We start from the raw sequence: 23,088 nt of genomic DNA, 5'->3' as shown, positions 1-23,088 counted from the left end.
CGCAATTGTTTTACACATTCCTTGGTATTTGTAATTGCATCACGCCGAACACTTCGTTCTTGAGTTAATTGTACTGGAAACTACTTATCCATGTATACTTATGAAGGGCTCCGTCCTTGAGTGATCGCCATGCCAGCCTTTATCTGGTGTCGCGCGTTGCCGCGGCGGTCCTCAACCTGGTCTCCGTCGCGCTGTTCACCCGGCTGGCGCCGCCCGACGTGTTCGGGCACTACCTCGTGGGCTTCGCCACCGGCTTCATCGTCTTCGGCACGGCGTTCCAATGGCTGCTGCACGCCCATTTCGGCGTCTACACCCCAGCCCGCGCCGCGCGGCTGGCTGGTGCCCTGTCTGCGCTGCTGGGGGTGATCGCCCTTGCGGCCCTCATCGTCCTGGCCGGCGCGATAGCCTTTCGGCTGATCGACGCCCCTCAAGGGCTCGGCATCGCCGCGCTCGTGCTCGGGCTGGTCGTGCACATCGCGGCCGTCGAGGTTGGCCGGGCGCAATTGCTGGTCGGTCAGGTGACGGCGGCGAGCCTGCTGCGCGGCGTGCTGATGCTGGCCTTCGGTTGCGCCACACTGCTGGTGCTCAAGGATGCTACGGCGCTGCTGGCCGCCATCGGGCTGGCGCACGTCCTGGCAGCACTGCCGGTGCTGCTCGCGCTGCGGCAAGGCATATGGAAAGCCGGGTTTGTATCGCCCGAGCGCAGCGATATTCTGGCGCTGCTGACCTATGGCTGGCCGCTGATCCTGGCCTTGATGGCCGGGGCGCTGTCGATCAATCTCGACCGCATCGCGCTGGGCTGGTGGGTCGGGGCCGGCGCGGTGGGGCCCTATGGGGCGGTGGCCGATATCATCCGCCAGAGCTTCGTCGTCCTCGGCGAAGCCATCGCCGCCGCCTATATCTCGCAAGCCAAGGCGCAGGCCGGCGAGCAGGAAGCCCGCCGCGCCATCCTCAGGCGCGCCTTCGTCACGCTTTGGGTCATCGTGGTGTTCGGCGTTATCGGCTTCGTGTTGTTTGGCACTGGCGTGATCGGCGTCGTGCTGGCGCCGGACTATCGCGATACCGCACTCGCCGCGATGCCCATACTGGTGTTGGGCACGGCCGGCCTCGTGCTCCGGGCCTATTATTTCGGCCAGGTCATCTACTTCGCCAACTCAGCGCGGCGCGAGGTCCAGGCGTCGCTGCTGATGGTCGCAGTGGCTGCGGCAAGTTGCGCGATCCTGATCCCGCCGTTCGGGCTGATCGGCGCCGCCACTGCCTTCACGGCCACCCAGGCCACGGGCCTCGCCTATTTCCTCATTGCCGACCGCAAGACGGCGATCATGCCAATCGACTGGACCCAAGCCGGCGCCGCTACCGCCATCGCCATCGCCACGGCGCTGCTCGCGGCCTTCATAATGGCGGCATTGGGCGGCGCTGCGGGCTGGTTCGGCGGACTCGCCATCACCCTGCTCGGCGGGTTGGGACTGGCCGTCATGTGGAACCTGTTCGATCTGGGCCGGATCGCCGCCTACCTGCTGGCTCGCGTCGTGCCCTCTAGCAGAAGCTCATAGGCATCGAGCATCGGCGCAATGCCATGTCGGTCGGCCATGGCTCGGGCCGATGCGGCACGGCACGCCGCATCGGGATATTGGCCCAGCATGGTGCGCACGACAGCGGCGAGGCTCGCCACGTCGGCGGGATGGTGAAAATGGGCGAGGCCATGCAGGCAGGCGGGCTGGAGGACTTCCCGCAGCACCGGCAAATCCGCCGCCACGATGGGCAGGCCGGTCATGCCGGCCTCGACCACGGCCAGGCCGAAGGTTTCCCATATCGAGGGGAAGACATAGAGATCGGCTGCGGCCAGCAGGCTCGCCACGGCTTCGCGCGGGCGATCGCCGATCAGGTGTAGCCGGTCAGCGACGCCAAGGGCCTTGGCTTGCACTGCCAGCGCCACCCGCTCGCTGCCTTCGCCGGCGATGATCAAATGCATGCTGGGGAGTTTGGCCAAAGCAGCGACGGCCACCGCATGGTTCTTCTGCGGCGTCAGCCTGCCGGTACTCACCAATAGGGGCGCTTGCGGCGGGATGAGCAGGGCCGAGCGCCAGTTGAATGAAAACTTTGGTCGCGGCAGAGGCGACACCCCATGCAGGATCGTGCGGAGGCGCGCGCGATATGCGGCCGGATGGGAGACATAGGCCAGCTCGGTGGCGCGGGAATTGGCGATGATGACCGTGTGCAGACCCAGTGCGCCACAACACAGATCGAGCAGCCGCCAATGATGGCGTACCGCGTGCGGCATGGCGGTTTGGTGAACGGCACGAACCGGAATGCGCCCGATCCACCCGCATACGGCTGCGACCACGCTCGCCGCCGCCTGATAGGACAGCACGGCGTCGTAACGTCCCACCAGCAAGGCCCGCATCACGTTGAACATATGGGCAAGACGCGCCGGCAAGTTGCCGCCAATATCGAGTGCCAAGGTGGCCACCTCGATATCGCGGTCCCGCAATCCCGCGTCGATCATGCGAGTCAGCACCTGCACGCCGCCGGGCTCGTCGCGCGTCACCAATTGCAAAATGCGGGTCATCGCGCACGCGACCACAGTCGCAGGCAGACGATCGAGAGCAGCCCGGTGAACCAGATGGAATCGCCGCGATTGAATAGCACGGCCTCGAGACTGGAGATCATCAGCGTGAACAGCCAGCCCTGCACCAAAAATTCGAGAAACGCCGCCTCGGTGGCGTCGAGCGCGTTCCGGCGAATGGCCGCAATGTGCCGGAGCGGGGCATAGCCGGCCCAGATCAGCACCAGTAGCAACCCCGGCAGGCCCGCCGAAATGGCGACATCGAGAAAGCCATTGTGCGCGTGGGACACCTGGGCCGCCGTATCCCCCGAATTGGCGAGGCCATAGGCGGCGCCGGTATCCCAGAAGATGTTGTAGCCAAACCCGGTCAACGGCCTGGCGCCGGCGGCCTCCAGCCCAAGCGTCCAGATATCGGCCCGGCCGGTGAAGGTCGGATCGGGCAGATGGGAGACCACGGCGCCGACCGCGGGAAACGCCACTGAACCGAGCGTCAGCAGCGCCAGCCCGGCCACGGTCATGAAGGCGACCACGGCAACAACCATCGCGTTGCGCAATCGAACGATCAATGCGGCGGCGACCAGCGTCGGCAGCACCAGCAACGCCGCTGACTTGCCGCCGGACATGATCAACAGGACGACCGAGCCAACGATCACCGCGGCGCCCCAACCCTTATTGGCCACCCGCCACAACAAAATTCCCGCAAACAGGAAATGGATGGCCATCGGCGCCAGGTCGTTCTTGTGGCGGAACATGCCGCGCCAGTCGCCGGCCAGCCCCTGTTCGACATTGTCGCGCGCCGAGTGGATGGCGAGATCGGGCACGAACAGCACACCGAGAAAACACAGCGCCACCGCAATGCTGACCGCCACGCCATAGCCGGTAACAAAGTCTGAAAACCGCGCGAACAGCAGCGGCAGGCAGAAGGCGATGACGATGACCACCCCCGCCAGCACCAATCGGTTCAGCGCCAGTCCGGGACTGGGCGAAATGACCGAGGTCACTGCGAACCACACGAAAATGGCGACGAGGCCGGGGCTCATGGCATTCCAGAGCTGACGCATCTGCCCATCACGCCCGACCATCCATAGCGCCGCGGCTGCGATGGCCAGGGTCAGGTTGCGGCGCAGCGCATTGGACTGGGTGGGATCATCCAGCACGCCATAATTCTGCAGGCTGGCGAAGGGCTGCGCCTGCGTCCACAGCACCAGCATGGTGAATACCACGAAGGCGACGACCAACAGACGCCCGGCATCGATTCCACCAACGACGCGGTCCAGTGCCCGGCTGTCAGCGCTCATGGCGGTCACGCCCGAGATGGCAAATCCGCCGTCCGAGCTGGCGCTGGGTCAGCATCAGCATGGCCGCATGCGGGTTGGTGGTGAGGTAGCGCATGAGCAGGCGGCGCGGTTCCTGGCCGAGCCGATAGGCCCATTCCAGCCCGTTATCCTGCAGCCACTGCGGCGCGCGGCTCGCCGAACTGGAGAGAAAATTGAACAGTCCGCCACTGGTCTTGATCACCCCCACATTGGGCAGCGCATGGGCAAAGCGCATATAGAACTGCTGTTCGCGCGGCACGCCGAGCGCCACCCAGAGCAGGTCGGGCCCGACCGCATTGATCTCGGCGACCCGTCGGATCCATTCGGCGTGGCTATGATAGCCATGCATGCGCCCGACAATGCGCAGATGCGGATAGGCAGCGCGGACGTTGGCCACGGCGCGGGCGTTTTCGGCCTCGCTGGAGCCCAGGAAATACATGGTCAGGGGCCGGCTTTTGGCGGCCCGCGCCACATCGTGGAACAGGTCGGTCGTCGCCACGCGTTCGGGCAGGTCAAAGCCGGTGACCTGTCGGCTCGCCAACACCATCGGCTGGCCATCGGCGCTGACCAGATCGGCAAACAGCATGGCCTCGCGCAGGTCGGCATCGCGCGCCGCGTTGGACAACACCTGGCCATTGATGCTGGTGGAAATCCAGGGCCGATCACCGCGGCGGAACTTGACCGCCAAGTCAATCAGCAACTGCGTTGTGCGGGCGCGATCCAGCCGAGCCACCGGCAGGCCAGCGAATTGCACGGTCTCGAAGCGGGGAAAAGCATGGGCAGGAACTGGCCTGGGCCGCAGCACAGGGGCCGAAAGCCGACGTCTCATGATCTGTCTCCCGGCGCAAGTATCAACGGTTCGGCAGCAGCTGAGCTTCGCAACTGGTCCCGCACGAAGCGGCCATAGGCGGAGGGCCATGCGCCATCGGCAGCCAGCAATGCCGGAGTGGCGCCGGGGCTGTAGCACCAGGCGGTATGGCCCAGTCCCAGGCCGTCGAGAACGTCGGCAACAAAGGGCCGGGCAAAGTCGTCGAGCCCGCCCGTCAGGTCGCCCGGGCCATCGGGCAGGAAGCCCCATTCGGTCACGACGATGGGCTTTTGCGCGGCCAGCCCTGCCAGACTCTTCAACCAGCGGTCGGGGGCGTTGCGATCCTCATTGGGATAGACGTGCCAGGAATAGGCGGTGCGCGGATCGTCCATCGGCGCACCAGCCGCGCCGATCAGGTCATGCGCCCAACGGCCGCCCGTGCAGAGGATGATATTGTCACTGATGGCGCGGATGGCGGCGGTCAGTTCCACCCACGCCGCACGGAATTGCGGCCACCCCGCTCCATCGGACACCCAATGATGATCGTCGGTCACCGGCTCGTTCCACAGCTCGAACAGGATAGCCGGGTCATGACCATAGAACTGCGCCATAGCCTGCCAGAAATCGGCGGCGTCGGTGATGGTGGAGAGATAGGCATCCACCAGCAGCCCCCATTCGGCCGGCGGCACCGGCTGGTACATGCCGGGAAAGCCGATAGCGTGCCAGTCGATGATGACGAACAGCCCTTGCGCCCGCGCCGCCTGCACGTCGGCGTCGAGCAGTGCCGCCATCTGGCTGCGATCATAACGCCAGTGGCCGGGATGCACGCTGATGCGCACGCAATTGGCCGACCAGTCGGTCGCCACGGTCATATAATCACTCAGCGAGCGGCCGGCGCGAATGTAGACCGGATCGCCCATGGCGACGCCGCGCAGGCGCAATATCTCGCCGTTCCACAGCATGCGGTTGCCTTCGATCTCGATGCGTGTTGCCGGTTGCGCGCGCGCGGGCATGACGCCGGAAGCCAACAGTCCAGCGACCACGGCACGGCGGGACAAATCACGCATGGTCCCGTCCCTTTGCCCGCATACCCTGCAGTCCCAGTCCGATCCCTGCCCCCGCCAGCAGGCCGAACAGCAGCGCCACCGGCAGCAACAAGCTCAGCTTGGGCGGAAAGCTACGGCTGACTGGCGGCGAGGCCTGCGACACCACTTGGGCATTGAGCGTATCGATCTGCGCCTGCTCGGCGGTTTCACGCGAGCGCAGCAACGCATCCTCATAGACGGCCTTGCTGGCGTCTGCCTCGCGCTCCAACTGGCGCAGGCGCACCCGCTTGCTGTCGGTGCTCTGCAAATCCCCCGTCAGCCCCGAAACGCGGCCATCGAGCGAGGCTGCATTGTCCTTGGCGCGATCCAGATTGAGTTCGGCGCTGGCCAGCATGCGGCCGATTTCGGCATCTACCGCAGCGCGCGCGCCAGCCACGCGCTCCTCTGCCGCCAGCAGACGCGGGTGCTGCGCGCCCAGTGTCGCGGACAGCACGGCGGCGTCGCTGGTGGCGACCTGCAATTCGCCCCGCAACCGCACCATATCGGGCGACCCCTGGGCTTCAGGCAGCGCCATGATGCGGTTCGGATCGCCGGCCAGTGCTCGTAACTGATCGAGTTGGATTTGCGCCGATGCGACTGCCGCATTGGCTGACAGCAGGCCCTGATTGGCCTGGCTGACCTCGCCTTCGAGCAGCGATTGCCCGCCCGTCTCGACGATATTGTTGGCGCTCTTGAAGCTCTCGACGGCGTTTTCGGCCGCTTCGAGCTCCTTGAGCAACTGCGCCAGCCTGCCTTCGAATTCTCCCGAGGCACGGCCCGCCTGGCCGGCGCGCTGACTTTCGCGCAGGTTGAGATATTGCTGCACCACGGCATTGGCGATTTCGGCGGCGCGGGTGGCGCTTTCGGATTCGGCATGCACGTCGACCACATAGGTACGGTCGAGCCGAACGACATAGACCGCCTTGCCCAGCGCCGTCACCGCGCGCTGCAGATCGTCCACATCGGCGCCTGGAGGGCCGTTCAGCAGGCCATCGATCCAAGCCTTGAGCGGGCTGCCGCTGCCGACGAATTCGGGGTCGTGGTCGAGATCGAGCTGGATCGCCACGGCGCGCAGCACCGATTGGGAGGCCATGACCCGCGCCTGGCTTTCGATCAGTACCACGCCGGCATCGCCGCCGGCGGCATTGGGGGCGAGGTCGCGCTCCAGCAATTGCAGGTTCTGCGGATCGATATAGATCTGCGCGCTGGCCCGATAATTGGGCGGCATCACCTGGCAGAACACCACAGCCAGTGCGCCGAACGCCAAGGCCGTCGATAGCGCCCAGCCCTTGGTGCGCCACAGCCGCGAACCGAAGTCGCCCAGGCTCAGCGGCAGGGACGGCACTCCGGCAAAGCCCGGCGCCGTGTCGCTGCGAAACATCGAGTGGCTGACTGATGACGGAGCAGTCAATGACGCGGCCGGGCTTGATCGAAAGGCACGGACCAGCGCTTCGCCGGAAGATTCCGTCCTGAAAGAGTTCGCCATTACCGCCCCCACTAGATCATGCTTAACGGTTTGTTACCGCTGCAAATTTTCTAGCAGGTGAGATGAATATCCGGTAATGAAACGCGGTCTTTACGTTAACTCGGGGAGTTTCAACGCAAGACTACATAGACCAATACTTACGCGTAATTACGTATGCCGATCCAGAACGGCCAGGAACGCATCGCCGTAACGTTCGAGTTTGGCTTGACCGATGCCGGGCAGGTCCAGCAGGTCATGCAATTGGCGCGGCCGCGCCAGTGCCATGGCGCGCAAGGTCGCATCCTGGAACACCACATAGGGCGGCACGCCCTGTTCCTTGGCGATGCGCAGGCGCTCGGCCCGCAGCGCATTGAATATGGTCATCGCCGGCTCGGCCAATTGCACCGCGCCAGCCAGTTGCCGACGCACATCGGCGGCCTTTTTCGGCTGGTCCTTGCGCAGGGTCACCTTGCGCTCATGCTTGAACACGGCGCGGGCTCCCTCGCCCAGCGTCAGTGCACCATGGGCAGCGTGATCGACCACGACGAGGCTATTGGCGGTCAATTGCCGCAACACTGATTGCCAGGTTTTGGCGTCGATATCCTTGCCGGCGCCGAATACTGCCTGGTTCTGGTGGCCGAAACGCTCGACCTTTTCTGTAGCCTTGCCCACCAGCACATCGATGACATGCGCCGCGCCGAACCGCTGACCGGTGCGATAGATCGCCGCCAGCGCCTTGATTGCTGCCTCAGTGCCATCCCAGCTTTCCACCGGAGATCGGCAGGTGTCGCAATTGTTGCAGGGCGCCTCATAGGTCTCGCCGAAATGCGCCAGGATCGCCTTGCGGCGGCAATCGGCGGTTTCGCAGACGCCGAGCAGGGCATTGAGCTTAGTGTGCTCGACGCGCTTGACCTCGTCGGGCGCATTGCCCTCGTCGATCATGCGGCGGCGCTGCACCACATCGGCCATGCCATAGCTCATCCAGGCATCGGCGGGCTGGCCATCGCGCCCGGCGCGGCCGGTTTCCTGGTAATAGGCTTCGATCGAGGCCGGCAGGTCCATATGGGCGACATAGCGTACGTCCGGCTTGTCGATACCCATGCCAAAGGCCACGGTCGCCACCATGCAGATATTGTCTTCGCGCAGGAATGCGTCTTGATTGGCATTGCGTCGCTCGGCGCTGAGGCCCGCATGATAGGGCAGTGCCGGAATGCCCTTGCCGGAGAGCCATTCGGCGGTGTCTTCGACCTTGGCGCGCGACAAGCAATAGACGATGCCCGAACTGCCCTTGTGCGCCGCAAGGAAACTCAGCAACTGATCGCGCGCCTTGTCGCGCTCGACGATGGAATAGGCAATATTGGGGCGGTCGAAGCTGGTGGTGAAGACTTTTGCGGTTTCCAGCCCCAGCCGCTCGATAATGTCTTCGCGCGTCGTCGGATCGGCCGTCGCGGTCAGGGCGATACGGGGAACACCGGGGAACAGTTCGGTGAGCTTGCTGAGCTCGCGATATTCCGGCCGGAAGTCATGGCCCCACTGGCTCACGCAATGGGCTTCATCGATGGCGAACAGCGCGATATCGATACCCGACAGCATATTGGCAAAGCCGGGCGTCGCCACCCGTTCTGGCGCGACATAAAGCAAATCCAGTTCGCCATTGCGCAATTGGCGACGCACATCGGCGGATTCTTCGGGGGTCAGCGATGAATTGAGCGCCGCCGCCGGCACGCCGGCCTGGCGCAAGGCCTCGACTTGGTCGCGCATCAAGGCAATCAGCGGTGAAATGACGATGCCGACGCCAGGGCGGCAAATAGCGGGAATCTGGAAACACGCCGATTTGCCGGCGCCAGTGGGGAACAGCACCACCGCGTCGCCGCCATCGGTGACGTGGCGGACCACCTTTTCCTGCTGCCCGCGAAAGCTCTGATGGCCGAAGATATCGCGCAGCACGGCCAGCGGGTCGCGGGGCCTGCCCACGTTTCCCGTGCCGAACATGTCGTATGTCGAATCCAGCGCGTTCACCCTGCCCTTGAATCATGAGCGGGGGTGAGCCGCAAGGCGGTCACGGGCGCGAGTGTGGATAATCGCGGGTTTATCCGCGCCTAGTGCGAGGCGTGGCTCTCGGCATTGCGCTTGCGCGTCGCGGCGCCTTTCTTGGCCGAAGCGGAGCGTTCGGCGGCGGATCGGCTTGCGGCGGCCTTGCCGCCCTTTTCGCCACCCTTGTGAGCGGCCGGATGGCCGGTATCCTTGCCGCGGCCGGAGCCGGATTTTTTGCCGCCGCCATCGTCCTTGTTGACCGTGGCCCAGGCGCGGCGCTCGGCTTCCTTTTCGGAAACGCCGCGATCTTCATAGCCCTCGGCTATGTGATCGGCCTTGCGCTCCTGCTTGTCCGTATAGGCAGATTTATCCCCTCTGGGCATGATGCTCTCCTCGGAAAATTGGTGAGGCGTGACGCGGGCGGGATAAGGGCTCGGCTGCCATTTCGTTGGCCAGGATGGGAGACCGGAAAAACCGTCCTGTTCCCTATGCCGCCATGTCCGGTCGACGCGCGTCTACGCCTCGGCAGGAAAACATCCGAGGCCGAAAAATGTTCCCGATAGTTCGCTTGCGAACCTAGGACGTGGGGATCGGCTTGCTGAGGAACGGCGATCCGCGCAACACGAACCGCCATGGCGTGTCCACGCCCTTGGTGAGGCCGATGCGAGGACCAGTAGCCACTTCGGCCACGGCGGACGCTGGCAGAAGCGTGAACGGGGCGTCGTCGAGCGGCAGGGCATTCTGCGCGATGGTTATGCCCAGCGCCTGGCACAGTTTGCCGGGGCCCGAACACAACTGCCGTGCCGCCAGCCCGCCACGTCGCTCGGCCATGGCATCGAGGCCATGGGTCGGCTGCAGAGCCCGGATCAGCACGGCGCTGCCGGGCTGGCAAACGAAGTTCAGACACCAGTGAATGCCATAGATCTTGTAGACATAGGCGTGGCCGGCCGGGCCGAACATGGCGGCGTTGCGGGGGGTCGGGCCATTGAAGGTGTGCGAGGCCGGATCGGAGGGATCGTAGGCCTCGGTTTCCACGATAAGGCCGCCGACGCCGTCGACCAAAAGCGTGGTGCCGATCAGTTCGCGCGCCACCTCCAGCATGGGGCGGTCGAAGAAGGAGCGATCGAGGGGAAGGATTTCGTGCGACATGCGTCGCTTTTGCGCAGCCAAAGGCGCGGCGTCAAGCTAGCATGAACTCCGGGCCGGCTGGCGCGTTGTGCCCGCTCCAAGGAGACTGCAATGACCAGGATTACCTACGATATCGTCGAACACGATGGCGGCTTCGCCTATAAGGTGGGCGACGTGTTCTCCGAAACTTTCCGCACCCACAAGGACGCACACGAGGCCGCAGCCAATGCGGCGCAGCGCCAGCAGGTTTCCGGCACCTCGACCGGCATCGAATACGAAACCCGCGACGGCGTCTGGCACCAGGAAGTTGCCGAAGGCGAAGACCGGCCGGAAGCCGTGGTCGAAGATAACCTGAAAGACTAGACCGAGCGCCACACCGCGACCGACAGGGCGGCCAGGGCCGCGCTGTCGGGCACGCTTGCGGTTCCGGCGAAGGCGTCCTGCCATTGGGTTGATGCCAGGGCTTCCGGCAATTTCAGCTCATCTCCCGGTGCGGTCCACGGATGCAAGGCCACCGCGACCAAGATGGAGCGCCCTTCATGCCGGCGCAGAAACGCGACGATGTGGTCGCCCGCCGCAACCGGCTCATATGAGCCCTTGGCAAATAGCTCCGGATCATCGGCCCGCTCGCGCAGCAGGCGCTCGATCACCTGCAATTTCACCGATCCGTCGCGCCAATTGGCGATATCGAGCGGCGCATCGGCGTTGTCGAGCAATTGCCAGCGCGCGACGAAATCGACCGGGCGGCGATTGTCGGGATCGACCATGCTCTGCTCCCACAGTTCGGCGCCTTGATAGATGTCGGGCACGCCGGGCACGGTAAGCTTGAGCACGGTCTGCGCCAGCCCGATCCGGGCGCCCTGCTCGCCAATGCTGGTGGCGAAAAGGCGGAAGGCCGTGAGGAAGCCATCGTCCGGCATGTCGGCCAGCGCCGTATCGATCAGCCTGGTTAGCGCCGTCTCGTAGACTTCGTTCGGCTTGGTCCAACTGGAATTGACCCGCGCCTCGCGCACCGACTTCTGCATCGCCGCCTGCAATCGCTGGCGGAACTGATCGAGTGCGGCTGCCGGCAGCTCGCCGGTTTCGGGAAAATCCGTAGGCCAGGCGCCAAGCAGCATCTGGAAGAAATACCAAAGCTCGTTGCGCTCGATGCCTTCGGCCACTGGCCCCAGCTGGGCAGTCCATTCATCGACAGCGGTTTTCCATGCACCGGCGCGGCCGGACAGCGTCAAAATACGCGCACGGGTATCCTCGCCGCGCTTGGTATCGTGGCTCGACGTGGTCAGCATAGCATGGGGAAACTGCGCCAGCCGCGCCGCGTTGAAATCATGGAACGCCGCGATGCCGATATTGAACCGGTCTGGCCGCTCGCCGACATCGTTGAGCGCAATCAATCGGTTACCGCGATAAAGCGCCGTATCCTCCAGCCCCTTGGCCATCGCCGGCCCGGTAAACTGCTGCAGCCGCAGCACGAACTCCAAACCGTTCTGCTCGCCCGGATTGGCAATCAGCTCAGCCAGAAAATCGAACACTGCGGGGTCCAACGTCGGGGCGTCGCGCCGCGCCTCAGCCAGCGACAGGCCGACATTGCGCCGGTCGATTTCGCTGCTGCCGTCGCCGTCCGCATAGCTGCGATAGACCGGCATATGGGCGACCAACATCCTGATGGCATTGCGTAAGGCGTTGCGGGTGAGGTCGCTGGTGGCGTTTTTGCCCACCGCAATTGCACGCGCCAGCGTCGCCAGTCGGTCGAGTTCGGCGCCCATTTCGGTGTCGATGATCGTTAGCTTTGACTCAAGCTCGATCTCGGTAAAAGCCAGACGCTCACCGGTGAACTCTTCATAGGCCCGGCTCAACCCGGCCTCACCAGCAGGGTCGCTGCCCAAGGCGGTGAGATGGGTGGAAAACTCATACCCTGTCGTGCCATCCACACCCCAATCACCACGCAACTGCTCATGCGGCGCCAGGATTTTCTCGACCACCAGATAGATTGGCCGCGGCGATTTCTCGCGCAATTTGACCGCATAAGCCTTGGGATCGCGTAGTCCGTCGATGTGATCGATGCGCAGGCCATCGACCAGCCCCTGCCCGATCAATTGGAAAATCAACGCATGGGCGTGATCGAACACATCGGGCTCCTCGATGCGAATGCCGGCCAGCTCATTGACGATGAAAAACCGCCGATAATTGATATCGTCGGCCGCCACCGAATAGCGGGCCACTCGCCAATGCTGCAGCTTGACCAGCCCATCGAGCCGGTCCTTGTCCGCGTTGATGGCGTCGATTTCACCGGAAGCGGGGTAGGTCTTCGGATCGAGCGGCAACAGGTTGGTGTTGTCGACCCAAATGGCAAAACTATTGGTGTCGGCCGAGAATTTCAGCACAAGACGATCCTGCTCCAGCGCCTCGCCATAGGAACAGCCCAGCACCGGCACCAGGACCTTGCCGGTCAGGCTGCTATCGCCCGGGTGCCAGTCGATATCGAACCAATGCGCATAGCGGCTCCCCTGCCCGAGTTTGAGCACGTCGAGCCAATAGACATTCTCAGTGCCGCCAATCCCCATGTGGTTGGGTACGAAATCGAGGATAATCCCCATTTCGCGCTCACGAGCAGCCGTAGCGAGCCGGCGAAAATCATCCAGCGTGCCGAGTTCCGGGTTGATCTCGCGATGCTCGACCGTGTCATAGCCATGCGTGCTACCGGCCCGCGCTCGCAGGATCGGCGACAGGTAGAGGTGGCTGATGCCGAGCCGGTCGAGATAGGGCACCAGCGCCAGCGCCTGGGCAAAGCCGAAATCCTTGTTCAACTGCAGCCGATAGGTGGCGCGCGGAACGGCGGCGGGCGTGGTCATGGGCGCACTTTCGCTAGCGGATGGTCGCAGCCGCAACGGCCCGCCGACCGTAAGGTTGCGGCCCTGCTCTGCGGACAGGCATGCTAGCGCATTTCTGCAATTGCGCGCCGTCATCGCCAAGGCCACTATCGCCCCTAAACAGGCACCGGAGAGCGTCGCGTCATGAAAGTCATCATCCTCGGCGGCGGCGTTATCGGGGTCACTTCGGCTTATTACCTGGCCAAGGCCGGGCATGAGGTGGAAGTCATCGAACGTCAGCCCGGCGTGGCGCTGGAAACCAGCTTCGCCAATGCGGGGGAGGTCTCGCCCGGCTATGCGTCGCCCTGGGCCGCGCCGGGCATTCCGCGCAAGGCGATCAAGTGGCTGTTGATGAAGCATCCGCCGCTGATCGTCAAAGCGGTCGCCGATCCATACATGGTGCGCTGGATGGTCCAGGTGCTGACCAATTGCACCGCCGGGCGCTACGCCACCAACAAGGCTCGCATGGTGCGGGTCGCCGAATATTCGCGCGACGTGCTCAAGGTGCTGCGCGCCGATACCGGCATCACTTATGACGAGCGGACGCAGGGGACGCTGCAACTGTTCCGCACCCAGCATCAGGTGGACGATGCCCACAAGGACATCGAAGTGCTCGCCCAATATGGCGTGGCCTACGAGGTGCTCGACAAGGCGGGATGCATCGCCGCCGAGCCGGGGCTAGGTGCCTCCGACGCCCCGATTGCCGGCGGCCTGCGGCTGCCCGGCGACGAGACCGGCGATTGTCATATCTTCACCACTAAGCTTGCCGCGATGGCGGCCGAACTGGGCGTCGTGTTCCGCTATGGCGTGACCATCAACGGGCTGGACGTTCAGGGCGGCTCCGTCACGGGTGTGCAGACCAGCGCGGGTCGCATTACCGGCGATCGCTACATCATGGCCATGGGTAGCTTTTCGCCCCGGCTTGGGCGCACGATCGGCATCGATCTGCCGATCTATCCGGTCAAGGGCTATTCGATCACGGCACCAATCGTGGATGAAGCCACCGCGCCGGTCTCGACGGTTCTGGACGAGAGCTACAAGATCGCCATCACCCGCCTGGGCGACCGCATCCGCGTCGGCGGCATGGCGGAACTGTCGGGCTATAATTCCGACCTGTCGCCGCATCGCAAGGACACCCTGGCCTTTGTCGTCAACCAGTTGTTCCCCGGCGCCGGCGATACAGTGAGGGCCAGCTTCTGGACCGGCATGCGCCCGATGACGCCCGACAGCACGCCCATCATCGGGGTCAGCAAATTGCCCAATCTCTACATCAATAGCGGCCATGGCACGCTGGGTTGGACCATGGCCTGCGGCTCGGCGCGGGTGATGACCGACATGATCTCCGGAACCAAGCCGGATATCGACATCAGCGATCTGGGACCGGGCCGTTACCGATAGACGGCGCGCGCAGGCCTAGGGCAAGCAAGAGCAATCGGCGGCCCAGTATTTACTGCCGATGGCGCCAGCGTGCTCTTTGTCGCGCGTCACCATGACCCGCGTCACCTTGCCGATGGTGTCGGGGTGAACTGTGGTCTAGCTTGAGCGGGTCGATCGTGATTGGCCAAGCAGTTGGAGGGACACCATGTTCTTGGGCCTTGATGCTGAAACCCTGGCGCGTATCCAGTTCGCTTTCACCATCTCCTTCCACTTCATCTTCCCCTCGTTCTCGATCGGGCTGGCGAGTTTCCTCGCCATGCTGGAAGCGCTATGGCTGATCAAGAAGGACGACGCCTACCTGCGCCTGTTCGATTATTGGAAGACCATCTTCGCCATCGTCTTCGGCATGGGCGTGGTGACCGGTATCGTCATGAGCTACCAGTTCGGCACCAATTGGTCGGTGTTTTCCGATAAGGCCGGGCCGGTGGTCGGCCCGCTGATGGGCTATGAGGTGCTTACCGCCTTCTTCCTGGAGGCGGGGTTCCTGGGCATCATGCTGTTCGGGCGCAAAAGGGTCGGGGTGGGCCTGCATTTCTTCGCCACCTGCATGGTGGCGATCGGCACGCTGATTTCGGCGACCTGGATCATCGCGGTCAATAGCTGGATGCAGACGCCGCAGGGCTATGGCATCAACGATGTCGGCCAGTTCATTCCGCTGGACTGGTGGGCGATCATCTTCAACCCGTCCTTCCCCTATCGCCTCGTGCACACGGTGTTGGCCTCGTTCCTGACCACAGCCTTTGCGGTCGGGGCGGTGGGCGCATGGCACCTGCTCAAGAACAAGAACAACCATCCGGCGCGCATCATCTTCTCCATGGCGATGTGGATGGCCGCCCTGGTGACACCGATCCAGATTTTCGTCGGCGACCAGCACGGGCTCAATACGCTGGAGTATCAACCCGCCAAGATCGCCGCCATGGAGGGGCATTACGAGACCCACAAGGGCGCGCCATTGATCCTGTTCGGTATCCCTGATGACGAGGCAGAGGTCACTCGGTTCGCCATCGAAATTCCCAAGCTGGGCTCGCTACTGCTGACCCATGATCCGGATGGGGAACTCAAAGGGCTCAAATCCTGGGCCAAGGAAGACCGGCCCAAGGCGCTGATCCCGTTCTTCACCTTCCGCATCATGGTAGGGCTGGGCGTGCTGATGCTGCTGGTCGGCGCCTGGTCGATCCTGGCGCGCATTCGCGGCAAGCTCTACGATTGGAAATGGCTGCATCGCGCCGCCTGGGTGATGGGACCCTCGGGGTTCGTCGCCGTGCTCGCTGGCTGGTACACGACCGAGGTGGGGCGGCAGCCGTACACTATCTACGGGCTGATGCGGACCGCCGATAGCCTGTCGCCGGTGTCTGCGCCGGCCGTGGGCACCTCCCTGATCGCCTTCATCGTGGTCTATTTTGTCGTCTTCGGTGCTGGCGTCCTTTACCTGTTGCAATTGATGCGCCGACCGCTGCTGAGCGACGAACGCGAGCTGAACAAAGGTCCAGTCAGGGCTGCGGGCATCAATCCGGGTCCCGCGCAGGATGAACCGATAGGAGCTGCAAATGATCCTTGATCTCCCCTTCGTCTGGGCGGCGCTGATCGCCTTCGTGGTGCTGACCTATGTGATCCTCGACGGCTTCGACCTCGGCGTCGGCATCCTGTTCCCGCTATTCCCCGCGCGGCATGACCGCGACGTCATGACCAATTCGGTCGCCCCGGTCTGGGACGGCAACGAGACCTGGCTGGTGCTGGGCGGCGGCGGCTTGATGGCTGTGTTCCCGCTCGCCTATGCGATCATTTTCCCGGCGCTCTACATGCCCATCATGCTGATGCTGCTGGGCCTGGTGTTCCGCGGCGTCGCCTTCGAATTCCGCTGGCGCTCGGGTCCCTGGATCCACCTGTGGGATTGGGGCTTTTCCGCCGGCTCGATGGTGGCGGGCTTCACCCAGGGCATTGCGCTGGGCGCTTTGGTGCAGGGCATCAAGGTCGAGGGCCGCGCCTATGCGGGCGGCTGGTGGGACTGGCTTACCCCGTTCAGCGTCCTGACCGGCTTCGCCGTGGTCATCGGTTATGCGCTGCTCGGCGCCACCTGGCTCAATCTCAAGACCAGCGGCCAATTGCAGGCCCATGCCAGGCGGATCGCCCTGGTGACGACCGCGATCACCGTCGCTCTGATCGGCGTGGTCAGCATTTGGACCTCCACCCTTAACCCGGTTTATTTCGAGCGCTGGTTCGGCTTCCCGACCGCGTTCTTCTCCTCGATCGTGCCCCTACTGCTGGCGGTCTGCAGCTTCGGGCTCTGGCATGGCCTGACCCGTGACAAACATCTGCAGCCGTTCCTCGCGGCTTTGGGCCTGTTCGTGCTGAGCTTTGCCGGCATCGGCATCAGCTTCTACCCCTTCATCATTCCGGGGGCACTGACCTTCGAGGCGGCCGCTGCGCCAGACAGCTCGCTGCAGTTCCTTCTGGTGGGCGCAGCCGTGCTGGTGCCGATCATCCTGATCTATACCGGCTACGCCTATTGGGTGTTCCGCGGCAAAATCGATCCACAGGAGGGCTATCACTGATGACGACGCACGCACTCGGATCGCGGCTGTTGTGGTTCGTCGCCCTTTGGGTCGGCGGCGTGGCGACAGTGGGGATTATCGGTCTCGCGATCAAGCTGATGCTTGGCCACTAGAGCGGAACGCCGGCGACACTCGCCGGCGTTCCGATGGGTCAGTTGACGCGTCGCGCCACTACAGTGGTCGGGCGCGCATTGCCGGCCGTGGGCGTATAGGTGCAGCGCAGGGCGCCGATCGCCGGCAGGTCGGGAACGATGATCCGCGCCAGAATGCCAGCAAATAGCCCCGTCCCGCGGCAGGACAGGCGATCGGCGCTCCAGGCGACGCCATTGCCGCAGGACGAGCGGCGCAGGTTGATGCTCACGTCGCGCCCCTGGGCCGACCAGTTGAGGCGGCCATTGCAGCGCACGCCACCACCGGTGACGGTGTAGGTGCCGCGCTGCTCGAGGCAAAAGTCCATGCGATAGGGGCCATAGAGCCGCTCGGTTACGCGATAGCAGCCAGCCAGCAGCGCGCCACCGGGAACGTCGGGCACGATAACCCTAGTATTCGCATCCTGGGCCATGACCGGGGCGAGGGCCCCGATGGTGAGACCAAGGGCAATCAAGGCGAGTTGGAGAAGCTTCATCAGACGCATGGCAGACCTCCCTGTGCACGACGCAGGGCGACAGCCGCCCGTGTTCCGTCAAGCCGGAGAACAGTTTAGCAGCGCCGCGACCTTGTCGCCACCCCGCCTAAACCGCCGGAGGTTCCGCATCGGGCGGCGGTAGGGGATCGGACTTGTAGCGGATATCGGCGATGCGCACGCCGAGACAGACAATGCCGATACTCACCACCGCGCCGACCAGCACGACGATAATCGACAGCCACGGCCGATAGAACATCCAGACAACCGCAATGGTCAGCGTGCCGAGGCCCAAACCGAGAGCCGTAGCGAAAATGGCCGTGCCGAACCGCACCATGGCGCCGAATCCCGAACTCAGATTGGCAATGGCGGCAAGCGGTCCACCAAGCAGCATGAAGCCGGCCATTAATCCGATCATTGCGATCGGACGAATGGTCCAGACCAGACTGTCGGGGTTGGATGGGATAGGTGCAGTCCCCAGCGCCAATGCCCGCTCGGCCTGCAGGACGCCGATTTCGTTCCAGGACAACAGCGCCACCATGCCGACGATCAGCGCAATGCCGACCGCGACCCCGATGAATGAGCGCAGAATGCCAAGCAGCCAGAAGTCGATCTTGGAGGACACACGGCGGCTCACGGACGTCCCTCCCGGTCAGATTGGTCAGCGCCGCAATGCGCGTTTCAACTCGGCGACAATCTCGGCGCTGGTTTCCTTGCCGGCCGGATCGGCAAAACCCAACCGGACTGCGGCAACATCAGCCGCTCGGGCCGGCGCAGAGCATGAGGCATGGACCTGGGTCAGCGACAGACGATCCAGCAGCACTCCGACATTGCCCGGGCGCACGCCCGAACCAGCCATGATGGCGACCCGCCCCGCAGCGCGTGCGATCATGGCCGCGATGGTGTCCATGCCTTCGACAGCATGACGGGCGCCACCGGACGTCAATATCCGCTCGAAGCCGAGATCGGCGGCGAGGTCCACGGCGATATCAAAATCGGGAACCAGATCAACCGCACGATGCAGCGTCGTGCCGAGACCAGCGGCATGCGTGGCCAGTTGGCGCAGCACGGTCTCATCCAGCGCCCCTCCCGCCCGGCTGGCACCAAGCACCACGCCGGCAAGGCCCGCCTCGCGGATGATATCGATCTCAGCAAGCATGACATCGAGATCGGCCTGCCCGAAGATGAAATCCCCGGGCCGTGGCCGCACCATGGCATAGACCGGGATCGGCGCCAGCGCCGCCTGCCGGATCAGCCCCGGCGATGGCGTCAGGCCACCGAGCTCCAGCGCCGAGCACAGCTCGATCCGATCGGCGCCACCGGCGATAGCGGCAGCCAGTCCCTCCGCGCTATCGACACAAATTTCCAGCAGGATGTCAGTCATGGTGTGCTCCCAGACCCAAAATAGCTGCGCCGATCAGGCCGGGTTCAACCCGGCATTGCCCCACCACCACCAGCGGCTCATCAGTGCGACGCAGGATGCGCGTGCGCACCGTGCGATCCAGCAGCTCGATCAGCGCCGGCACATTGGCGAGGCCACCGCCCACCGGCACGATGGAGGCGCCGACGACATTGAGCACCAGTGCCAGCGGCGAAGCCACCAGATCGACCCACACATCGACCGTCCGCGCCGCCGCTACATCACCGACCTGCCAAGCCGCGATGATATCGGTACTGGTGGCAGCTACGCCGTGAATATGCTGATGCAACCGCTCGATGCCCCGCGCCGCGCCGATCGTATCGACGCAACCGACCTGACCGCAGCCACAGGGGAAGCGCGGAACGGCAATGGGCGGCCTGCCCGCGCTGGTTGCCGTCGCCGGGCCATGCCCCCATTCGCCCGCAAAGCCGCCCGCGCCATTGACGATCTTTCCGTCCACCACCAGCCCGCCGCCGACGCCTGTGCCCAGGATGACGCCGAAGACAATCTCGTGGCCGCGCCCTGCCCCCGCACCAGCCTCCGCCAAGGCGAAGCAGTCGGCGTCGTTGGCAACCAGCACCGGCTTGCCCAGTTGCGCCGACAGGTCGGCGGCCAGCGCCCGCCCGTCGATGCAGGGAATATTGGCGACCTTGATGCGGCCGTCGCGCGGATCAACGACGCCGGTGATCGAGATCGACACGGCCCTGGCGGTTGGCGCCTGCGCCACCACCTTGGCAATGGCACCGTCGAAGGCCGCACGGTCATCGAGCGGCGTGATAATACGCTCCAGTGGCGTGATGGCGTCGGGGCTGGTGGCGATGGCGCCCTTGATGGCCGAGCCGCCAATATCGATGCAGATAATCATGCTGGCCTATATTTTTCTCAGGATAGTGCTGGCGAAACAGACGCGTAGCCGATTGCCGATTCGAACAGACATGATAGTGGAAGGATTGTCGCCGGTGATTGAGGAAATCCGCCGGCGAAAACGGAAAACAGGGACGCATCGCCTATGGCCGAAGACAACGGACGCCCGGCCGCCCCGACAATTTCCGATGTCGCTCAACTGGCCGGCGTATCGCGCGCCGTCGCGTCGCGCGCGCTCTCGACCGAGAAACGCCCGGTTTCCGCCGACAAGCGCGAACGCGTCATCAAGGCCGCCGAGGAACTCGGCTACCAGCCCAACCTCCTCGCCCAGAGCCTGACCAAAAAGACCGTCAATCTGGTCGCGGTCGTGGTCAATCATATCCATGATCTATCCGATCTTGACCTGTTCGACCTGCTGCTCGATGCGATCCAGTCGATTGGCAAGCAGGTGATCCTGATCCGCGTCGGCTCTGTGGGCCGTGTCGAGGAATTCCTACGCAATGGCGTCGCCTATCACGTCGATGCCGCTTTGGTGTTTTCCGATTTCGCCGATGCGCCGACGGTGCGCCGCATGTTCCGCTCCGACCACGTCGTAATGCTCAATGGCCGCCACGATGCGCTGTCCCCAGCGGTGATCGCCGACCATGCCAGTGGCATCGGCCAGGCCGTCGCCGACGCTGCCGCCAAGGGCGTGCGTACGGCCGTGCTGGTCACGGGCCGCAATTCCTCGCTGGTGGAGCTGGCGCGCACGCAAGCCTACAAGGCGGCCCTCGCGCAAAGCGGGATCAAGCTGGTCCGCGAGATACAGGGCGACTACTCCTATGCCAGCGGGCTTGCCGCCGCCGCCGAAATCAAGCGCCATGACCTGCCCGATGCGGTGTTCTGCTCCTCGGACGCGATGGCGATGGGCGTCTTAGACGCCTGCCGGGATGACTTTCCGCTGAACAAGCCCAAGCGGTTTCGGCTCTATGGGTTCGACAATCTGTCGCTGACCGATTTTGCCGCCTATCCGATTGCCTCGATCGGCTACGATAAGGCGGTCTATGTGGACCAGGTGGTGCGGTTCCTGGTCGATCCGCAGAGGTTCCAGCCGGGCGACAAGCCGGTCCTCGTGCCCACCACTTTCGTGCCGCGCGCCACGGCCTGAAGCAAAACCCCGGACCACTTGGTGATCCGGGGCTTTAGTCAGCTTACCAAAGCGGGGTCAAAGCCGGTGGGTTGGCCTTTTCGCCCCACCACTTCTTGTAGTTCGCGTCATACGCGCCCGACTGGATGTAGTCGGAAACGAACATGTCGATCCAGCGCACGAATTCCGGATCGCCCTTGGCGACGGCGATGCCGATCGGGTCATTAGAATAGAGGCCCGGCAGCGTCACCAGGTTTTCATTGGTGGTGGCGAGATAATCGAGGAGCGACGAGTCTTCGATGGCCGCATCAGCACGCTTCTGCTGCAGCAGCAGCACGCCATCGGGAGAGAAGTTGTCGGTGTAGACCAGTTCGGCATCCGGTACGGCCTTCTTCAGGAAGGCTTCGCCAGTGGTGCCGCGACCGACCACGACCTTCTTGCCGGCAAGGCCTTCAAGCGTGGTGATACCGGCGTCCTTCTGCACGATGATGCGCAGGCCAGCCCGGTTGTAGGGGATGGAGAAGTTGACGGACTTGGCGCGTTCCAGAGTCGCCGAGGTGTTGGCGACGACGATATCGAGCTGGCCGGCGACCAGCATGGAGACGCGGGCATCGCCCGAAACGTCGGTGAATTCCACCGGCACGCCGAGCTTTGCGGCCAGCATGGTGGCGACATCGACGTCATAGCCGACGGGGTTGTTCTGGGCATCGCGGAAGCCGATCGGCTCGCCGCCGAGCGACACGCCGATGCGCACGGTGCCGCGGCTCTTGATATCGTCGATCATGCCGGCAGTTGCCGGAAGGACCGTACCGGCGACGAGCGCCAGCGCAGCCAAAGTCGTCAGAATACGCTTCATTGCAGTTCTCCCTTAGAGTGATGATTTCTCGGCCGTCCGGCGTTCCGGCGCGGCCATTTTCGGCTCCCAGTACCAGTAGAAAATATCGTCCTGGCATCTGAAGTTCACGACCTTGTGGTTGCCGGCGGCGTCGATCGCGTGGATCACGACCCCCGCCAGGAACCCGGTGGTCAATTCGGCAAGTTCCTCGGTAGCCAGCTTGATGGCGTCGTCCAGCGAGCGCCCCAGCTTCATGGCCAGCACGATGGTGCGCGATGTCGAGCAGCGCATTGTCATTTCGCCGGTGTGGGTGCAGGCAGCCGCGCCATAGCGGCTATCGGCATAAAAGCCGGCGCCGGGAATGGGCGAGTCGCCCAGGCGGCCCGGATATTTCCAGGCCCAGCCGGAGGTCGAGGTCGCTACCGAAATGGTGTCCCTCACGTCCGAGGACAGGAACACGGTGGTGTCGCGCACGCGCTCCGGATCGGTGATGTGACGGCTAAGCGGCGCCAGCGGAATGTTGGGGAAGGCCGCCAGGTCTTCGGCGCTCAGCTCCTTAACCAACCGCTCCCACCAGACGCGCTTGCTGTCCTCGTACAGCGTCTCGTCAACCTTGAAACCGATTTCAGTGGCAAAGCGGCGCGCGCCATCGCCGGTTAGCATGACATGGGGCAGGCGCTTCATGACTTCCAGCGCCAAAGCCGAAACCGGGAGCGTATCCGGCACCGCGCCGACGCTACCGACTTCGCGGGTGGTGCCGTTCATGACGCCGGCATCGAATTCCATCTTGCCCAGCATATTGGGCCAACCGCCGAAACCGACGGACCGCACGCGGACATCGCGCTCGACATGGCCCATGCCGGCGACCATGGCTTCAAGGCCCGGCGCGCCATCCTTGAGCATGGCGATGGTGGTATCAAAGCCCGGATAGGCCTCGACATTGGCGAGGAGCTGCATGGC

21 protein-coding genes are annotated in these 23,088 nt (G+C 64.1%); 6 read left to right on the top strand and 15 right to left on the bottom strand.

Annotated features, from left to right (window positions below; genetic code table 11):
* Positions 1-116: 116 nt before the first annotated feature.
* Positions 117-1,553 carry an oligosaccharide flippase family protein gene (locus JWP26_RS15155; protein ID WP_299729350.1) on the top strand — a complete coding sequence of 479 codons (1,437 nt, stop codon included), beginning with the start codon at positions 117-119 and terminating at the stop codon, positions 1,551-1,553.
* Here the strand turns inward: JWP26_RS15155 and JWP26_RS15150 are convergent.
* The 8 genes from JWP26_RS15150 to JWP26_RS15115 all read right to left on the bottom strand — a co-directional run bounded on the left by JWP26_RS15150 (position 1,511) and on the right by JWP26_RS15115 (position 10,423).
* Complete coding sequence (locus tag JWP26_RS15150; protein ID WP_299729347.1) at positions 1,511-2,569, bottom strand: glycosyltransferase family 4 protein; 1,059 nt, start codon at positions 2,567-2,569, stop codon at positions 1,511-1,513. The two genes, JWP26_RS15155 and JWP26_RS15150, sit on opposite strands and share 43 nt — an antisense overlap.
* Complete coding sequence (locus JWP26_RS15145) at positions 2,566-3,864, bottom strand: O-antigen ligase (RefSeq protein WP_299729344.1); 1,299 nt, start codon at positions 3,862-3,864, stop codon at positions 2,566-2,568. Before JWP26_RS15145 ends, JWP26_RS15150 begins: the two co-directional genes overlap by 4 nt.
* Entirely contained in the window at positions 3,854-4,711 is an 858-nt protein-coding gene (locus JWP26_RS15140) for a WecB/TagA/CpsF family glycosyltransferase (RefSeq protein WP_299729341.1), read from the bottom strand. The genes JWP26_RS15145 and JWP26_RS15140 overlap by 11 nt, the downstream gene beginning before the upstream one ends.
* The gene (locus JWP26_RS15135; protein ID WP_299729338.1) at positions 4,708-5,757 is read right to left on the bottom strand and encodes a cellulase family glycosylhydrolase; all 1,050 of its coding nucleotides are present in this window, start codon (positions 5,755-5,757) and stop codon (positions 4,708-4,710) included. The genes JWP26_RS15140 and JWP26_RS15135 overlap by 4 nt, the downstream gene beginning before the upstream one ends.
* Complete coding sequence (locus JWP26_RS15130) at positions 5,750-7,156, bottom strand: GumC family protein (protein WP_299729336.1); 1,407 nt, start codon at positions 7,154-7,156, stop codon at positions 5,750-5,752. Before JWP26_RS15130 ends, JWP26_RS15135 begins: the two co-directional genes overlap by 8 nt.
* 252 nt (positions 7,157-7,408) lie before the next feature.
* Positions 7,409-9,232, bottom strand: a complete 1,824-nt coding sequence (recQ, locus tag JWP26_RS15125; RefSeq protein WP_299729334.1) for a DNA helicase RecQ — start codon at positions 9,230-9,232, stop codon at positions 7,409-7,411.
* 107 nt (positions 9,233-9,339) lie between these two features.
* Positions 9,340-9,657, bottom strand: coding sequence for a plasmid stabilization protein (locus tag JWP26_RS15120; protein WP_299729331.1), 318 nt, complete (start codon positions 9,655-9,657; stop codon positions 9,340-9,342).
* A 193-nt stretch (positions 9,658-9,850) separates the two neighbouring features.
* Positions 9,851-10,423, bottom strand: coding sequence for a DNA-3-methyladenine glycosylase (locus tag JWP26_RS15115; protein WP_299729327.1), 573 nt, complete (start codon positions 10,421-10,423; stop codon positions 9,851-9,853).
* A gap of 90 nt (positions 10,424-10,513) precedes the next feature.
* On the opposite strand from JWP26_RS15115, the gene JWP26_RS15110 reads away from it, so the two are divergent.
* Positions 10,514-10,765: a hypothetical protein gene (locus JWP26_RS15110; protein ID WP_299729325.1), complete on the top strand. Its 252-nt coding sequence runs from the start codon at positions 10,514-10,516 to the stop codon at positions 10,763-10,765.
* Here JWP26_RS15110 and treY read toward each other — a convergent pair.
* Positions 10,762-13,254, bottom strand: coding sequence for a malto-oligosyltrehalose synthase (gene treY / locus JWP26_RS15105; protein WP_299729323.1), 2,493 nt, complete (start codon positions 13,252-13,254; stop codon positions 10,762-10,764). The two genes, JWP26_RS15110 and treY, sit on opposite strands and share 4 nt — an antisense overlap.
* 162 nt (positions 13,255-13,416) lie before the next feature.
* On the opposite strand from treY, the gene JWP26_RS15100 reads away from it, so the two are divergent.
* The 3 genes from JWP26_RS15100 to cydB all read left to right on the top strand — a co-directional run bounded on the left by JWP26_RS15100 (position 13,417) and on the right by cydB (position 17,261).
* On the top strand, positions 13,417-14,670 hold the full coding sequence (locus tag JWP26_RS15100) for a D-amino acid dehydrogenase (protein ID WP_299729321.1): 1,254 nt from the start codon (positions 13,417-13,419) through the stop codon (positions 14,668-14,670).
* A 184-nt stretch (positions 14,671-14,854) separates the two neighbouring features.
* Positions 14,855-16,267 carry a cytochrome ubiquinol oxidase subunit I gene (locus JWP26_RS15095; protein ID WP_299729318.1) on the top strand — a complete coding sequence of 471 codons (1,413 nt, stop codon included), beginning with the start codon at positions 14,855-14,857 and terminating at the stop codon, positions 16,265-16,267.
* Complete coding sequence (cydB, locus tag JWP26_RS15090) at positions 16,257-17,261, top strand: cytochrome d ubiquinol oxidase subunit II (protein WP_299729315.1); 1,005 nt, start codon at positions 16,257-16,259, stop codon at positions 17,259-17,261. The genes JWP26_RS15095 and cydB overlap by 11 nt, the downstream gene beginning before the upstream one ends.
* A gap of 151 nt (positions 17,262-17,412) precedes the next feature.
* Here cydB and JWP26_RS15085 read toward each other — a convergent pair whose 3' ends face one another.
* The 4 genes from JWP26_RS15085 to JWP26_RS15070 form a co-directional block, all read right to left on the bottom strand.
* On the bottom strand, positions 17,413-17,895 hold the full coding sequence (locus JWP26_RS15085) for a hypothetical protein (protein WP_299729312.1): 483 nt from the start codon (positions 17,893-17,895) through the stop codon (positions 17,413-17,415).
* A gap of 97 nt (positions 17,896-17,992) precedes the next feature.
* Positions 17,993-18,520: a TMEM43 family protein gene (locus tag JWP26_RS15080; protein ID WP_299729309.1), complete on the bottom strand. Its 528-nt coding sequence runs from the start codon at positions 18,518-18,520 to the stop codon at positions 17,993-17,995.
* Positions 18,521-18,544: 24 nt separating this feature from the next.
* The gene (locus tag JWP26_RS15075; RefSeq protein ID WP_299729306.1) at positions 18,545-19,267 is read right to left on the bottom strand and encodes a copper homeostasis protein CutC; all 723 of its coding nucleotides are present in this window, start codon (positions 19,265-19,267) and stop codon (positions 18,545-18,547) included.
* Entirely contained in the window at positions 19,260-20,168 is a 909-nt protein-coding gene (locus JWP26_RS15070) for an ROK family protein (RefSeq protein ID WP_299729303.1), read from the bottom strand. Before JWP26_RS15070 ends, JWP26_RS15075 begins: the two co-directional genes overlap by 8 nt.
* 144 nt (positions 20,169-20,312) lie before the next feature.
* Between JWP26_RS15070 and JWP26_RS15065 the strand changes: the two genes are divergently transcribed.
* Entirely contained in the window at positions 20,313-21,314 is a 1,002-nt protein-coding gene (locus JWP26_RS15065) for a LacI family DNA-binding transcriptional regulator (RefSeq protein ID WP_299729300.1), read from the top strand.
* Between the two features lie 43 nt (positions 21,315-21,357).
* Here JWP26_RS15065 and JWP26_RS15060 read toward each other — a convergent pair whose 3' ends face one another.
* A complete protein-coding gene (locus JWP26_RS15060) occupies positions 21,358-22,149 on the bottom strand; it encodes a transporter substrate-binding domain-containing protein (protein WP_299729297.1) in 792 nt (263 codons plus the stop codon).
* A gap of 12 nt (positions 22,150-22,161) precedes the next feature.
* Positions 22,162-23,085, bottom strand: a complete 924-nt coding sequence (locus tag JWP26_RS15055) for an isoaspartyl peptidase/L-asparaginase (RefSeq protein WP_299729294.1) — start codon at positions 23,083-23,085, stop codon at positions 22,162-22,164.
* Positions 23,086-23,088: the final 3 nt, after the last annotated feature.

The organism is Devosia sp. (genome assembly GCF_028290435.1).
Classification (GTDB): domain Bacteria; phylum Pseudomonadota; class Alphaproteobacteria; order Rhizobiales; family Devosiaceae; genus Devosia.
Note: the sequence above shows the minus strand (reverse complement) of the source record. Positions and strands in the feature narration are given on the sequence as shown.

What these genes read in the sequence shown, in the direction of transcription:
- JWP26_RS15150 (WP_299729347.1), bottom strand. Translation starts at nt 2,569, where the DNA reads ATGACCCGCATTTTGCAATTGGTGACGCGCGACGAGCCCGGCGGCGTG.
- JWP26_RS15145 (WP_299729344.1), bottom strand. Translation starts at nt 3,864, where the DNA reads ATGAGCGCTGACAGCCGGGCACTGGACCGCGTCGTTGGTGGAATCGAT.
- JWP26_RS15140 (WP_299729341.1), bottom strand. Translation starts at nt 4,711, where the DNA reads ATGAGACGTCGGCTTTCGGCCCCTGTGCTGCGGCCCAGGCCAGTTCCT.
- JWP26_RS15135 (WP_299729338.1), bottom strand. Translation starts at nt 5,757, where the DNA reads ATGCGTGATTTGTCCCGCCGTGCCGTGGTCGCTGGACTGTTGGCTTCC.
- JWP26_RS15130 (WP_299729336.1), bottom strand. Translation starts at nt 7,156, where the DNA reads ATGTTTCGCAGCGACACGGCGCCGGGCTTTGCCGGAGTGCCGTCCCTG.
- recQ (WP_299729334.1), bottom strand. Translation starts at nt 9,232, where the DNA reads ATGTTCGGCACGGGAAACGTGGGCAGGCCCCGCGACCCGCTGGCCGTG.
- JWP26_RS15120 (WP_299729331.1), bottom strand. Translation starts at nt 9,657, where the DNA reads ATGCCCAGAGGGGATAAATCTGCCTATACGGACAAGCAGGAGCGCAAG.
- JWP26_RS15115 (WP_299729327.1), bottom strand. Translation starts at nt 10,423, where the DNA reads ATGTCGCACGAAATCCTTCCCCTCGATCGCTCCTTCTTCGACCGCCCC.
- JWP26_RS15110 (WP_299729325.1), top strand. Translation starts at nt 10,514, where the DNA reads ATGACCAGGATTACCTACGATATCGTCGAACACGATGGCGGCTTCGCC.
- treY (WP_299729323.1), bottom strand. Translation starts at nt 13,254, where the DNA reads ATGACCACGCCCGCCGCCGTTCCGCGCGCCACCTATCGGCTGCAGTTG.
- JWP26_RS15100 (WP_299729321.1), top strand. Translation starts at nt 13,417, where the DNA reads ATGAAAGTCATCATCCTCGGCGGCGGCGTTATCGGGGTCACTTCGGCT.
- JWP26_RS15095 (WP_299729318.1), top strand. Translation starts at nt 14,855, where the DNA reads ATGTTCTTGGGCCTTGATGCTGAAACCCTGGCGCGTATCCAGTTCGCT.
- cydB (WP_299729315.1), top strand. Translation starts at nt 16,257, where the DNA reads ATGATCCTTGATCTCCCCTTCGTCTGGGCGGCGCTGATCGCCTTCGTG.
- JWP26_RS15085 (WP_299729312.1), bottom strand. Translation starts at nt 17,895, where the DNA reads ATGCGTCTGATGAAGCTTCTCCAACTCGCCTTGATTGCCCTTGGTCTC.
- JWP26_RS15075 (WP_299729306.1), bottom strand. Translation starts at nt 19,267, where the DNA reads ATGACTGACATCCTGCTGGAAATTTGTGTCGATAGCGCGGAGGGACTG.
- JWP26_RS15070 (WP_299729303.1), bottom strand. Translation starts at nt 20,168, where the DNA reads ATGATTATCTGCATCGATATTGGCGGCTCGGCCATCAAGGGCGCCATC.
- JWP26_RS15065 (WP_299729300.1), top strand. Translation starts at nt 20,313, where the DNA reads ATGGCCGAAGACAACGGACGCCCGGCCGCCCCGACAATTTCCGATGTC.
- JWP26_RS15060 (WP_299729297.1), bottom strand. Translation starts at nt 22,149, where the DNA reads ATGAAGCGTATTCTGACGACTTTGGCTGCGCTGGCGCTCGTCGCCGGT.
- JWP26_RS15055 (WP_299729294.1), bottom strand. Translation starts at nt 23,085, where the DNA reads ATGCAGCTCCTCGCCAATGTCGAGGCCTATCCGGGCTTTGATACCACC.